The sequence below is a fragment of the Saccharopolyspora sp. NPDC050642 genome (assembly GCF_040654735.1).
Taxonomy (GTDB): domain Bacteria; phylum Actinomycetota; class Actinomycetes; order Mycobacteriales; family Pseudonocardiaceae; genus Saccharopolyspora; species Saccharopolyspora elongata.
The window spans coordinates 141,518-153,870 of record NZ_JBFAIN010000004.1 but is presented as its reverse complement, the minus strand read 5'-3'; the positions used below and the strand labels follow the sequence as shown (position 1 = coordinate 153,870).

General features: G+C 70.7%; 10 protein-coding genes. 8 read left to right on the top strand and 2 right to left on the bottom strand.

Translation table 11 applies throughout. The features are described from left to right. The first annotated feature begins 11 nt into the window (after positions 1-11). Together AB0H93_RS09215 and AB0H93_RS09210 are read left to right on the top strand one after the other, a co-directional pair. The gene (locus tag AB0H93_RS09215; RefSeq protein ID WP_132494405.1) at positions 12-707 is read left to right on the top strand and encodes a response regulator transcription factor; all 696 of its coding nucleotides are present in this window, start codon (positions 12-14) and stop codon (positions 705-707) included. Positions 708-1,080: 373 nt separating this feature from the next. Further along, positions 1,081-2,130 (top strand): Gfo/Idh/MocA family oxidoreductase, encoded by a 1,050-nt coding sequence (locus AB0H93_RS09210; protein WP_358569886.1) that lies wholly within the window; start codon positions 1,081-1,083, stop codon positions 2,128-2,130. 99 nt (positions 2,131-2,229) lie between these two features. On the opposite strand, the gene AB0H93_RS09205 is transcribed toward AB0H93_RS09210, so the two are convergent. Continuing rightward, positions 2,230-4,527, bottom strand: coding sequence for a M20/M25/M40 family metallo-hydrolase (locus tag AB0H93_RS09205; RefSeq protein ID WP_358569883.1), 2,298 nt, complete (start codon positions 4,525-4,527; stop codon positions 2,230-2,232). Positions 4,528-4,695: 168 nt separating this feature from the next. Here AB0H93_RS09205 and AB0H93_RS09200 point away from each other — a divergent pair, with 168 nt between their 5' ends. Next, positions 4,696-7,113: a phosphoketolase family protein gene (locus AB0H93_RS09200; RefSeq protein ID WP_358569880.1), complete on the top strand. Its 2,418-nt coding sequence runs from the start codon at positions 4,696-4,698 to the stop codon at positions 7,111-7,113. Then, positions 7,110-8,201 carry an acetate/propionate family kinase gene (locus tag AB0H93_RS09195; RefSeq protein WP_358569877.1) on the top strand — a complete coding sequence of 364 codons (1,092 nt, stop codon included), beginning with the start codon at positions 7,110-7,112 and terminating at the stop codon, positions 8,199-8,201. The genes AB0H93_RS09200 and AB0H93_RS09195 overlap by 4 nt, the downstream gene beginning before the upstream one ends. Here the strand turns inward: AB0H93_RS09195 and AB0H93_RS09190 are convergent. Next, positions 8,191-8,916: a hypothetical protein gene (locus tag AB0H93_RS09190; protein ID WP_358569874.1), complete on the bottom strand. Its 726-nt coding sequence runs from the start codon at positions 8,914-8,916 to the stop codon at positions 8,191-8,193. The two genes, AB0H93_RS09195 and AB0H93_RS09190, sit on opposite strands and share 11 nt — an antisense overlap. Before the next feature lie 358 nt (positions 8,917-9,274). Here AB0H93_RS09190 and ehuB point away from each other — a divergent pair, with 358 nt between their 5' ends. Genes ehuB through ehuA form a run of 4 tightly spaced genes read left to right on the top strand, consistent with a single transcriptional unit; the run spans position 9,275 to position 12,301 of the window. Continuing rightward, positions 9,275-10,156: an ectoine/hydroxyectoine ABC transporter substrate-binding protein EhuB gene (gene ehuB, locus AB0H93_RS09185; protein WP_358569871.1), complete on the top strand. Its 882-nt coding sequence runs from the start codon at positions 9,275-9,277 to the stop codon at positions 10,154-10,156. Between the two features lie 18 nt (positions 10,157-10,174). Beyond that, positions 10,175-10,879 (top strand): ectoine/hydroxyectoine ABC transporter permease subunit EhuC, encoded by a 705-nt coding sequence (gene ehuC, locus AB0H93_RS09180; RefSeq protein WP_132494510.1) that lies wholly within the window; start codon positions 10,175-10,177, stop codon positions 10,877-10,879. Next, a complete protein-coding gene (gene ehuD / locus AB0H93_RS09175) occupies positions 10,876-11,532 on the top strand; it encodes an ectoine/hydroxyectoine ABC transporter permease subunit EhuD (protein WP_358569866.1) in 657 nt (218 codons plus the stop codon). Before ehuC ends, ehuD begins: the two co-directional genes overlap by 4 nt. Before the next feature lie 13 nt (positions 11,533-11,545). Further along, the gene (ehuA, locus tag AB0H93_RS09170; protein WP_358570534.1) at positions 11,546-12,301 is read left to right on the top strand and encodes an ectoine/hydroxyectoine ABC transporter ATP-binding protein EhuA; all 756 of its coding nucleotides are present in this window, start codon (positions 11,546-11,548) and stop codon (positions 12,299-12,301) included. Positions 12,302-12,353: the final 52 nt, after the last annotated feature.

The window sequence follows — 12,353 nt, the reverse complement described above, 5'->3', positions numbered from 1 at the left end:
GGAGGCCCGGCGTGGAAACTGCGGACACGACTGTCCTGGTAGCCGATGACCAAGCGATGATCCGCGCGGGACTGGTTGCCCTGTTGTCCAACGAGCCGGGCCTGCGGGTCCTGGCCGAGGCCGCCGACGGCGATGCGGCGTTGGCGGCGGTGCGCCGCCGACGGCCCGACGTGGTGCTCATGGACGTGCGGATGCCCGGCAAGGACGGCATCGCGGCGGCCGGCGACATCATCGCGGAGACCGGCGGCGAGACCTCGGTGATCATGCTCACGGTGCACGATCTCGACGAGTACGTCTACGCCGCGCTGCGCGCCGGGGCCAGCGGTTTCCTGCTCAAGGACGCCACGCCGGAGGAGTTGGTCAAGGCCGTGCACACGGTCGCGGCCGGAGACGCGCTGCTGTCGCCGCGGGTCACCAAGCGGCTCCTGCAGCGCTTCGCGGCGCTGGGCGTCCGCGACGCGCGCAGCGAGCTGAGCGTGCTGACGGAGCGGGAGCTGGACGTGCTGCTGGAGGTCGCGCGCGGCGGGTCGAACGCCGAGATCGCCCGCAACCTCGGTTTAGCGGAGCTGACGGTCAAGTCGCACCTCTACCACGTGATGCAGAAGCTGCACCTCAGTTCGCGCACCCAGTTGGTGATCACGGCCTACGAGACCGGCCTGGTCTGCCCCGGCCAGGCCGAGGTGCGCCCGCGCCAGGCCTCGGCCTGACCCCGGTGCCGCAATTTCCATTGAGGTTTTTCCAGCCTCGTTTTGGGTGGCGGTGCGGGTGGCGGAACCTCAGAGGCTCCCTGGTCTGTGGGTGCCCTGACTTATGTATGTCCGATACACGGCGTCAGGGCCGTCCTCGCCAGGAAGCCTCTGAGAACCCGCGGCGGTGCAAGTGTCGTAGGTGGGTTATGCGCCTGCGGCGCATGCGACACCCCGTCGACGTGCAGCTTTGCGGCCCGCGGCTGCGGGCTGACCAGGATGAAAAACGCTCATTGAAATCGGACCTTCGATTTCCATTGAAATTGCGGCCCCGCTGGGGCGGGGCGCGGCCCCGCTGGGGCGGGGTTGGGCCTGGCGGCGGTCTAATGGGGACATGGGTTCTGCACTGCGAGTCGGACTTGTCGGATATGGTGTCGGCGGCGCGATCTTCCACGCGCCGCTGATCGCCGCCCACCCGTCGCTGCGGCTGGACGCGGTCGTCACCGCCAACCCGGAGCGGCAGCAGCAAGTGCGTGCCGAGCACCCCGACACCGCGGTGGTCGGCGACATGGACGCGCTGCTGGCGCGCGAGCCGGACCTGGTGGTGATCGCCAGCCCCAACCGCACCCACGTCGAGCTGGCCACCGCCGCGCTGGACGCGGGGCTGCCCGTGGTGGTGGACAAGCCGTTCACGCCGACCTCGGTCGAGGGGCGGCAGCTGATCGAGCACGCCGCGGCGAAGGGGCAGCTGCTGACGGTCTTCCAGAACCGCCGCTGGGACAACGACATGCGCACCGTGCGCAGGCTGCTCGACGACGGCGAACTGGGCCGGGTGCACCGCTTCGAGTCGCGGTTCGAGCGCTGGTCGCCGACGCCGAAGCCGACCTGGCGCGACTCCGGCGGGGCGGAGGACGTCGCGGGCGTCCTCTACGACCTGGGCAGCCACCTGATCGACCAGGCCCTCCAGCTGTTCGGCCGGGTCGCGGCGGTCTACGCCGAGATCGACTGCCGGCGCGACGGGGTGCGGGCGGACGACGATTCGTTCATCGCGCTGACCCATGCCAACGGGGTGCGCTCGCACCTGTGGATGAGCAAGGTCGCGGCGCAGCAGGGCCCGCGCTTCCGGGTGCTCGGCGACGCCGCGACCTTCACCAAGTACGGCCTGGACCCGCAAGAGGCCGCGCTGCGCGCCGGGCGGCTGCCCGTCGACGACACGTGGGGCCGGGAGCCCGAGGAGATGTGGGGCGTCCTGGGCGTCGGCGACGAGGCCCGCCGGGTGCCCAGCGAAGCGGGCGACTACCTGGCGTTCTACGACGGAGTCGTCGCGGCGCTGCGCGACGGCGCGCCGCCGCCGGTGGACCCCGCCGACGCGGTGGCCGCGCTGGACATCATCGCGGCGGCGAGCCGCTCTGCGGCCGAGATCACCGTCGATCGCCTGCTGTAGCACGGTTTCCGCTGCTCGGGGCCCGTGCGAACGTTGCGTTGCCATGGCAGCACAAAGTAAGCACGGGCGGTCACCAGGCGAAACGATCGTCCACGTTGGTCAGAACCGGTAGGTGCGGGTGACCGCGATGCGGTCGCCGTCTTCGCGGGTGCCCGCCTCGACGCCCGGTGGCCTCGGGCGGAAGCCGGGGGCCGCGGCGAGGCCGTGGGTTTCGTCGATCGCCGTCACCTGGACCTGGTTCCCGCGAGCGCGGAAGGTGATGTCCGCGCCTTCCGGTGGCAGGTCGCGGAAGCGGATCTCACCGGGCCACGTTCCGGCGCGAGTGCCGGACACCTGTACCGACACCGGGGCGCTGCCGGGGGCACGAGCCGTGACGTCGGTGATCGGCCGGTCCACGCGCAGCACCAGGTTCACCGCACCGCGGCCGGAGGACACGTGCAGGGTCACGGTGTCTCCGGCGCGGGATCCGGTCACGCGCGGTCCGTCGACGTCGAGCGGTTGCGCCGGGCCGGTCCACAGGTCACCACGCGTATATCCGGCTGGGAGCCGGTCGGTGTCGCGGGTGCCGACGAACTGCTTGGTCCAGTCGGTCGGCTCGTCCTCGGCGCTGACCCAGCTCGCGGTGTTCGCATCCGCGTCCAGCACGTAGGCGAGATGGGAGCGGCGGGGGTGCTGCGCGTCGAAACCGTCCGCGGCAAGACCTCCACCCACCAAGGCGCAGGCGACTGCGAATGCCGACAGCAGGATGACTGCGACGCTTCGACGGCGTAGTGCGCGGTCGGGGAAGAACAGCTCGCCGATCGGCAGCAGCACCAGTCCGAGCAGAACGACCAGCAGCGCGCCGGCACCGCCGAGGGCCAAGCCCACGCCGTGGAAGACGTTGCGCGTGACGGCAGGCAGCACCATCGCGGACACCAAGGCACCGGCGGAGACCGGAACGAGAGCCCACCTCGGGAACATCATCGCGACGAGCGCGCCGAGAGCTCCCGCCAGCGCCGGAACGGTGAACACGAACGACGCCCCCGGCGCGAACGCGGCGCACGCGATGCCCAAGGCCGTCGGCCAGGCCAGGCCGCCGAGCGCGAGTGCCGCCTGGCCGAGCCGGTTGCGCAGCGGCAGGTACCAGCAGAGCAGGGCGAATCCGGTGAGCGCGACGATGGCGACCTGGAAGATCAGCGGGCGGTGCACCAGACCGCCCATCAGGTCGTAGCCGGGGCGCACCGCCACCATCAGCGACCACATCGCCTGCGCGAGCACGACCGAAGCGCCGATCGGGAGCAGCGCGGACAGCGCGCTCACCAGCACCTTCGGCAGCGAGACCAGCCGCCGGTACCGCGCCAGCGCCACGGCGCCCACCAGCAACAACGCGGCGAGCCCGGCCAGCGGCCAGACCAGCGTGTCGGGGTAGGTGATCGTCATGCCGAGCGCGCGGAAGTAGATCAGGTCGTGGTCCGAACGCAGCCCGGCGAGATCGGCGCCGCCGAAGGCGCGGGCCAGGGCGAGCATGTTCTCGCCTTGGTGCTGGAGGCTGCCCGGCGCCAGGTTCGCGATCGAGTCGCCCGCGGTGTGGTAGCGCGACGAGCCCTCGATGTACGCCGAGTTGAGGCCGGCGAAACCGGCCTGGGTGAAGGCGGTGAAATCGGTGTTGTTCGGCAGCATCCGATACATCGCGACCATCGAGGAGTCGCCTCGCGGGTGCGCGACCGCGGTGGTGAACGTTTCGACCAGACGCGCGTTGTCCTTCGACGTCTCGAACATCAGCGACGGGCCGTCGACGCCCCGTGCCTCCCAGTTGAGGACCACTCCGCCGCGAAGGGCGAGCGGGTGCTCCCGGACGAACGCGTTCGCGCCGAGCAAGCCGTCCTCCTCGCCGTCGGTGATCACCAGCACGAGGTCGTTGCGCAGCGGCCCGTCGGCCCGCAGCGCCCGGACGGTCTCCAGCATCGCCGCGACGGAGGAACCGTCGTCCGACGCCCCGGGGCCGACGGCCGCCGAGTCGTAGTGGGCGGCGAGCAGGACCGATCCGGTGGATGCGCTGCCGGGCAGCGTCGCCACCACGTTGTCCACCCGGCCGAACGTCGCCAGCCCGGTGGCCGAGCGCGCGCCCACCGAGTGCTGGACCTGCACCTGCAGTCCTTCCGCGCGCAGCCGCTCGACGAGGTGCTCCTTGGCCCGGTCGCTCGCCGGGCTGCCCATCGGACGGGGCTCGGTGGCGAATCTGCCGAGCTCGGAAACGGCGCGCTCGGCGCTGAACTCGCCGGCGGGTGCCGAGGCCGGGGCAGGCTGCTGGGTGCTCGCACCGCCCAGTACGGACAACGCGAGCACCACCAGCACGGCGAGCGCGCTCGCGACCCCGGCCGCGGGCGGGAAACGCTTGTTGATCAACTTTCCGGTCACGATGCGCAAAGCTATGGCGCCGCGGCGCGCCGCGGAATGCGGTGCACAGCACTCATCGACTGCGGTTTTCCGCAGATACCCGGATCAGTGCTGGTCCCGCGCCGCCGAGTTGCGAACCGGCCGGTGCCGCCCACGCTGGTTGGCGGGTGTCGAGCTTGAGGAGCCGGGATGAGCAGCGAGACCAGCACCGCGACCGGGGCCACCTGGACGACCACGCCCGCCGTGTCCGAACACCTGGACGCCGCGGAACTCGACGGCTTGCAGCTCTGGTGGCGGGCGGCCAACTACCTGTCCGTCGGGCAGATCTACCTGATGGACAACCCCCTCCTGCGGGAGCCGCTGCGGCCCGAGCACGTCAAACCGCGGTTGCTCGGGCACTGGGGCACCACGCCGGGCCTGAACTTCGTCTACTCCCACCTCAACCGGGCGATCCGGGTCCGCGACCTGGACATGATGTACGTGATCGGGCCGGGGCACGGCGGGCCGGGGCTGGTCGCGGCCGCGTGGCTGGAGGGCACCTACAGCGAGGTCTACCCGGACGTCGCGCAGGACTACGACGGCCTGCGCCGCCTGGTCACCCAGTTCTCCTTCCCCGGCGGCATCCCCAGCCACGTCGCGCCGGAGACGCCCGGCTCGATCCACGAGGGCGGCGAGCTCGGGTACTCGCTCTCGCACGCCTTCGGCGCCGCCTTCGACAACCCCGACCTGATCGTGGCGTGCGTGATCGGTGACGGCGAGGCCGAGACCGGTCCGCTGGCCGCCGGCTGGCATTCCAACAAGTTCCTGGACCCGGTGAGCGACGGCGCGGTGCTGCCGATCCTGCACCTCAACGGCTACAAGATCGCCAATCCGACGGTGCCGGCGCGCATCCCGGACGAGGAGCTGTTCAGCATGCTGCGCGGCTTCGGCTACGAGCCGTACCTGGTGTCCGGCTCGGTGCCGGAGCCGATGCACCACCTGTTCGCCGCGACGCTGGACCGGTGCCTGGACGAGATCGCCGCGATCCAGCGCCGGGTCCGCCGGGACGGCCGGGTTCAGCGGCCGCGTTGGCCGATGATCGTGCTGCGCACCCCGAAGGGCTGGACCGGTCCGGCCACTGTGGACGGAAAACGGGTGGAGGGAACCTGGCGGTCGCACCAGGTGCCGATCAGCGATCCGCGCCAGAACGAGGAGCACCTGCGCCAGCTCGAATCCTGGCTGCGCAGCTACGAACCCGCCGCGCTGTTCGAGGCGAGCGGTGCGCCGGTGCAGCGGATCAAGGACCACAACCCGGTGGGCACCCGGCGGATGAGCGACAACCCGCACGCCAACGGCGGGATCCTGTTGCGAGCGCTGCGGATGCCCGACTTCCGGGACTACGCCGTGCGGGTCGACGAGCCGGGCGCGACCACCGGCGAGGCCACCCGGGTGCTGGGCGGCTTCCTGCGCGACGTGATGCGCCTGAACGAGGGCGAACGCAACTTCCGGGTCTTCTCGCCCGACGAGAACAACTCCAACCGCCTCAACGCGATCCTCGACGCCACGTCGCGCGCCTGGGACGCGGAGACCGAACCGGGCGACGACGCGCTGGCCCCCGACGGCCGGGTGATGGAGATCCTCTCCGAGCACACCTGCCAGGGCTGGCTGGAGGGCTACCTGCTCACCGGCAGGCACGGGTTCTTCTCCTGCTACGAGGCGTTCGCGCACGTAGTGGACTCGATGGTCAACCAGCACGCCAAGTGGCTGAAGGTCACCCGCGGGCTCGCCTGGCGCGCGCCGATCGCATCGCTGAACTACCTGCTGACCTCGCACGTCTGGCGGCAGGATCACAACGGCTTCTCCCACCAGGACCCGGGATTCATCGACCACGTGATGAACAAGAAGGCCGAGGTGGTGCGGGTCTACCTGCCGCCGGACGCGAACACGCTGCTGTCGGTGGCCGATCACTGCCTGCGCAGCCGGAACTACATCAACGTGGTGGTCGCGGGCAAGCAGCCCGCGCCGCAGTACCTGGACATGGACGCGGCGATCGTGCACTGCACCAAGGGGATCGGGATCTGGGACTGGGCCAGCAGCGCTCAGGACGGCGATCCGGACGTGGTGATGGCGTGCGCCGGGGACGTTCCGACGATGGAGACGCTGGCCGCCGTCGACCTGCTCCGCGAGCGCTTCCCGGACCTGCGCATCCGGGTGATCAACGTGGTGGACCTGATGCGGCTGCAGGACGAGCGCGAGCACCCGCACGGGTTGTCCGACGCCGACTTCGACAGCCTGTTCACCCGCGACCGGCCGGTGATCTTCAACTTCCACGGCTATCCCTGGCTGATCCACCGGCTGACCTACCGCAGGCACAACCACGACAACATCCACGCCCGCGGCTACAAGGAGGAGGGCACCACGACCACGCCGTTCGACATGTGCGTGCTCAACCAGATCGACCGGTTCAACCTCGCCATCGACGTGATCGACCGGGTGCCGCGGCTGGGGCCGAGCGCGGCCTACGCGCGAGAAGCGTTGCAGGCCAAGCTGATCGAGCACCGCAACTACATATCGACGTACGGCGAGGACATGCCGGAGATCCGGGACTGGGCCTGGTCGGCGCGATGAGGGTGCTGACCGTGAACGCGGGTTCCAGCAGCCTGAAGCTCGGTCTGCTGGACGGCGACGAGGCGATCGCCGAGGAGACCCTGGAGCGCTGGGAGGGCGGGGCGGAGCCGATCCGCCGGTTCCTCGACGAGCACGGCGCGGACGCCGTCGGGCACCGCGTGGTGCATGGCGGCACCCGGATCGTCGCGGCGACCGTGGTCGACGACGAGGTGCTGGCCTACCTGGATTCGCTGACCGAGCTCGCCCCGCTGCACCAGCCGCGCGCGATCGCCGGGATACGCGCAGCCCTGACCGCCGCGCCACGCACGCCGTCGGTGGCGTGCGTCGACACCGCGTTCCACGCCGGGCTTCCGGTGGCCGCAGCCACTTACGCGCTGCCCCGGGAGTGGAACCGGCAGTGGTCGTTGCGCCGCTACGGTTTTCACGGCCTGTCGCATTCCTATGCCGTGGTCCGCGGCGCGGAGGTGGCGGGGTTGCCGCCGCGGGAGGGGCGGGTGCTGTGCTGCCACCTCGGGGCCGGGGCCTCGATGGCGGCGGTGCGCGACGGCCGGTGCGTGGACACGACGATGGGCTTCACCCCGGAAGAGGGGCTGGTCATGAACACCCGCAGCGGCACGGTCGATCCGGGGCTGCTCGGCTGGCTGATGACCACGAAAAGCGTTGCGCCGCAGGAGTTGTTCGAGGTGCTGGCGACGCGGTCGGGACTGGCAGGTCTGGCCGGCGGCTCCGGCGACCTGCGCGACGTGCTGGCGGCCCGCGAGCGCGGCGACGCGGACGCGGCGGTGGCCTTCGACGTGTACCGGCACAGCCTGGTCCGGTTCGCGGGGGCGATGGTCGCGGTGCTCGGCGGGCTGGACCTGCTGGTGTTCACCGGCGGCATCGGCGAGCACCAGCCGCCGGTGCGGGCGGCGGTCTGCGAGGCGCTGGGATTCGCCGGCGCGGCGGCGGATCCGGTGTTGAACGCGGCGGCGTCGGGCGACGCCGACATCACCGCGCCCGGCGCAGCGGTGCGCACGGTGGTGGTGCAGGCCCGAGAAGACCTGGAGATCGCCCGCGAAACCCGCGCGGCGGCAACGGTCACCTGGTGACGCGGCTCGGCTTGCGGGCGGCGGAGTTCCAGAGGACGCATTCCTCGCAGTAGCCGTTGCCCGGCTTTCGCCACCACTGGCAGCAGGTGGTCCGGCGTGGCCAGGTGTCCCGCCGCTCGTCGATGTCCAGCAGGCGCTCGCGGCCGGTGGCCGCGCGCAGCTCGCGGGCCGTGGCGATCGCGTCGCCGGGCAGTCCGGAGCGTTGCAGGCGCCAGAGCACCGTGCCGATGGAGCCGACCGGATTTCCCCAGTACTCGTGGTTTTCCGGGGCCGGGCCGCCGAGCGCGTGCAGCGCCTCGGTCAGCGGCTCGAACGCCCTGCGGAGCTGGTCCCACCACAGCTGCGGGCTGCTCTCGCCGAGCTCGCCGGTCGGGCGGAGTCCGGAGAGGCGGCCTTCGGCCGTGATCGCGACGCGCAGGTCGTCCAGCGCGGGCAGCGGCGCCCCGAGGTGGTACTCCGGCACCGTGGCGCAGCAGGCGAGCCAGCCGAAGCGGAACGCCACCAGCACGATTCCCGCCCTGCGGTGCCGGAATTCGCCGCGTTCCTGCCATTCCTCGACGCAGCGCGCCAGCCACGGCCCGGCCGGATCGCAGAACTCCGCCCAGGGCACCGTCGGCAGGGTGGGGGAGCGGATGGTGCCCGGTCTCGGGAGCAGCCGGTCGCACTCCCGCAGCCGTCCGTGCAGCACGGCCGGGGAGCAGGGCTCGGTGGTCATGGTGCGCTCCTGGTCGTCCGGGACGATCACAGGGTACCCCGACCTTTCGGACTGCTTCGCCTTGCGAAGGGAGGACATTGTGGACGGCCGTCCAACTCCGGGCGGCGAGCGGAAGTTCGCCGGATCGGCGCAGCGGAAATGCCGCGCCGGGGCGGTCGGTGCCCTGCTCGGCCCGCGTTCTTTGGTGCGTTTGCGCTGGCGGTTCGGCATCTTGCGAGCTTTCGTACCGCTGAGCGGCCGAATCCGGAGGTTGCGCATTGTCAACAATCCGTTCATTGACAGCGTCAATCGGGCGACCTAGCGTCTCTGCCCAACGCATCACTCGATTGGGTGATGCTCGCGAGGGAGGCGTGAGCCGATGCGCAGATCCGAAATCTCCCGACGACAGTTGTTCCGCGGTAGTGCGGCGGCGGCCCTGGCCCTGCCGGCGGCCGGTCTCCTCACCGGATGCAGCTTCACCCAGCCCGGCACCGGGCAGCAGGGGTCCACGTTGGACCAGATCAAGGCGCGGGGCTCCGCCCGCATCGCCATCGCGAACGAGCCGCCGTACACGCAGATCAAGCCGGACGGCACGGTCACCGGCGCGGAGCCGGACGTGGTCGCCGCCGTGCTCAAGCGGATGGGCATCCCGAGCATCGAGGGCGTCGTCACGCCGTACGAGTCGATGATCCCCGGGCTCAACGCCAACCGGTGGGACATCATCGCCGCCGGGCTGTTCATGAAGCAGTCCAGGTGCGGCCAGATCCTCTACTCCGAGCCGGAAATCGTGTCGACGGAGTCGTTCGCGGTGCCCGCGGGGAACCCGAAGAACCTCACCAGCGTGGCCTCCGTCAAGGCCGATCCCGCGGTGAAGGTCGCCGTGCTGCCAGGCGGTTTCGAGGACGGCGCGCTGAAGACGCAGAACGTCCCGGCCGCCCAGATCGTCAACATTCCCGACGGGCGCAGCGGGATCGAGGCGGTGCTGGCCGGGCGCGCCGACGCGTTCTTCCTGCCGACGCTGTCGCTGAACTCGCTGAAGGCCGACGGCATCGACATCACCCCGGCCATCCAGGACGTGCAGCAGACCGGCTCGGGCGCCGGTTTCCGCAAGACCGACCAGGACCTGGTCAACGCCTACGACGAACAGCTGCGCGCGTTGAAGGCGAGCCCCGAGTTCGACGAGATCCTCTCGAGGTGGGGCTTTTCGGCGGACGCGGCCCGGGGTGTCACCCGCGACCAGCTCTGCGCCGTCGCCGGCTGACCCGGGAGCGCTGGGCGCATGTCGCAGATCCTGCCGTTCTTGCCGCTGCTGCTCAACGGGTTGCTGATCACGCTCGCGCTGACCGCGGTGGGCGTGGTGATCACCGTGCTGGTCGCGTTCGCGGCCGGCCTGTGCCGCATGTCGCGGCGGCGCTGGCTGAGCTGGCCGGCCGGGGTGTTCATCGAGATCTTCCGCGGCACGTCTATGCTGGTCCAGCTGTTCTGGCTGTTCTTCGCCCTGCCGTTCTTCGGGGTCCAACTGGTGCCGTTCGCCGCGGCGGTGCTGGCGCTCGGCCTCAACGAGGGCGCCTACGGCGCGGAGATCGTGCGCGGTGCCATCACGGCGCTGCCGCGCGGGCAGCGCGAAGGGGCGATCGCGCTGAGCCTGACGCCCTACCAGCGGATGCGGTACGTGATCCTGCCGCAGGCGATCCCGGCGATGATCCCGCCGTTCGGCAACGTCTTCGTCGACCTGCTGAAGAACACCTCGCTGGTGTCCCTGGTGACCGTCGCGGACCTGACCTTCCGGGCGCAGATGGTGCGCGCGACCACCGGCGCCACCACCGCGGTCTTCGGCACCATCCTGGTGCTGTACTTCGTCGCCGCGTACGTGCTGTCGGTCGGGATGGGCCGGCTCGAACGCCGGATGGATCCGGGGCGGCCCGAGCTGCGGCCCACGCTGCTGCAGCGCTTGTTCCGGCGGGGTGGGGTGGTCGGCTCATGATCTGGGACTGGGCCTTCGCCGCGAGCATCGTTCCGTCCCTTTTGGACGGACTGTGGGTGACCGTTCAGGTCACGCTCGTCGGCACGGCGATCGCGCTGCTGCTCGGGCTCGGGGTGGCCGTCGTCCGCTACTCGCGGATTCCGCTGCTGGGCAGGCTGTTCGACTTCTTCGTCCTGTTCGTGCGGGGCACGCCGCTGCTGGTGCAGGCGTACTTCGCGTTCTACGTGCTGCCCAACGTCGGGGTGCAGTTCTCGCCGCTGGTCACCGGGATCATCGTCATCGGCATCAACTACAGCGCCTACACCGCCGAGGTCTACCGGGCCGGGATCCAGAGCGTGCCCGCCGGGCAGTGGGAGGCGTCCACGGCGCTGAGCCTGTCCGCCGTGCAGCGCTGGCGGTTCGTGGTGCTGCCGCAGGCGGTGCGCGACGTGGTGCCGGCGCTGGGCAACTACGTGGTGCAGATGTTCAAGGACTCGGCGATCCTGTCCGCCATCACGGTTTTCGAGCTGCTCAGCCACGCGACGTCGATCGGCTCCGGCAGCTACCGCTACCTGGAGCCGCTGACCATCGCGGGCCTGCTGTTCCTGGCGGTGAGCCTGCCGGCCGCGAAGCTGATCAAACGATTGGAGCTGCGCCTTGCGCATCCGCGATGAGGACGTCCAGCCGATGATCTCGTTCTCGGGCGTGGGGAAGTCGTTCGGCGACAACCACGTGCTCCGCGAGCTCGACCTCGACGTGGCGGCGGGGGAGAAGGTCTCCATCATCGGGCCCAGCGGCTCCGGGAAGACCACGATCCTGCGGCTGCTCATGACGTTGGAGGAGCCGGACAGCGGCCTCGTCGAGGTCGACGGCGAGCCGCTGTGGGACCGCCGCGGCGGCGCGGTGGCGGACACCCGCGGCCAGGCGGCGGTGCGGCGCAAGATCGGCATGGTCTTCCAGCACTTCAACCTGTTCCCGCACATGACGGTGCTGAACAACGTCGCGCTCGCGCCGGTCCAGGTGCTGGGGATGTCGCGGGACGACGCCGAGCACCGCGCGGTCGACCTGCTGCGGATGGTCGGGCTGCAGAAGCACCTGCGGCACAAGCCGGGGCAGCTCTCGGGCGGCCAGCAGCAACGCGTGGCGATCGCGCGGGCCTTGGCCATGCGCCCCAAGGTGATGCTCTTCGACGAGGTCACCTCCGCGCTGGACCCGGAGCTCATCGGCGAGGTCCTCGCGGTCATCCGGGACCTCGCCCACACCACCGCGATGACGATGCTGCTGGTGACCCACGAGATGCGGTTCGCGGCGGAGATCTCGGACCGGGTCCTGATGTTCGACTCCGGCGCGGTGATCGAATCCGGCCCGCCCTCGAAGATCTTCGAGGACCCCCAGCACGAGAGGACCCAACGCTTCCTCAAAGCGGTCCTCGAACGCAAGTGACCCCCCGGGCCCGGCCCGCAGTTTCAATTGAAACTGTCGGTCCGGGCCCCGG

Coding starts and splice junctions, on each gene's coding strand:
- ehuC (WP_132494510.1), top strand. CDS start 10,175: ATGTCGCAGATCCTGCCGTTCTTGCCGCTGCTGCTCAACGGGTTGCTG.
- AB0H93_RS09195 (WP_358569877.1), top strand. CDS start 7,110: ATGAGGGTGCTGACCGTGAACGCGGGTTCCAGCAGCCTGAAGCTCGGT.
- AB0H93_RS09200 (WP_358569880.1), top strand. CDS start 4,696: ATGAGCAGCGAGACCAGCACCGCGACCGGGGCCACCTGGACGACCACG.
- ehuD (WP_358569866.1), top strand. CDS start 10,876: ATGATCTGGGACTGGGCCTTCGCCGCGAGCATCGTTCCGTCCCTTTTG.
- ehuB (WP_358569871.1), top strand. CDS start 9,275: ATGCGCAGATCCGAAATCTCCCGACGACAGTTGTTCCGCGGTAGTGCG.
- ehuA (WP_358570534.1), top strand. CDS start 11,546: ATGATCTCGTTCTCGGGCGTGGGGAAGTCGTTCGGCGACAACCACGTG.
- AB0H93_RS09210 (WP_358569886.1), top strand. CDS start 1,081: ATGGGTTCTGCACTGCGAGTCGGACTTGTCGGATATGGTGTCGGCGGC.
- AB0H93_RS09190 (WP_358569874.1), bottom strand. CDS start 8,916: ATGACCACCGAGCCCTGCTCCCCGGCCGTGCTGCACGGACGGCTGCGG.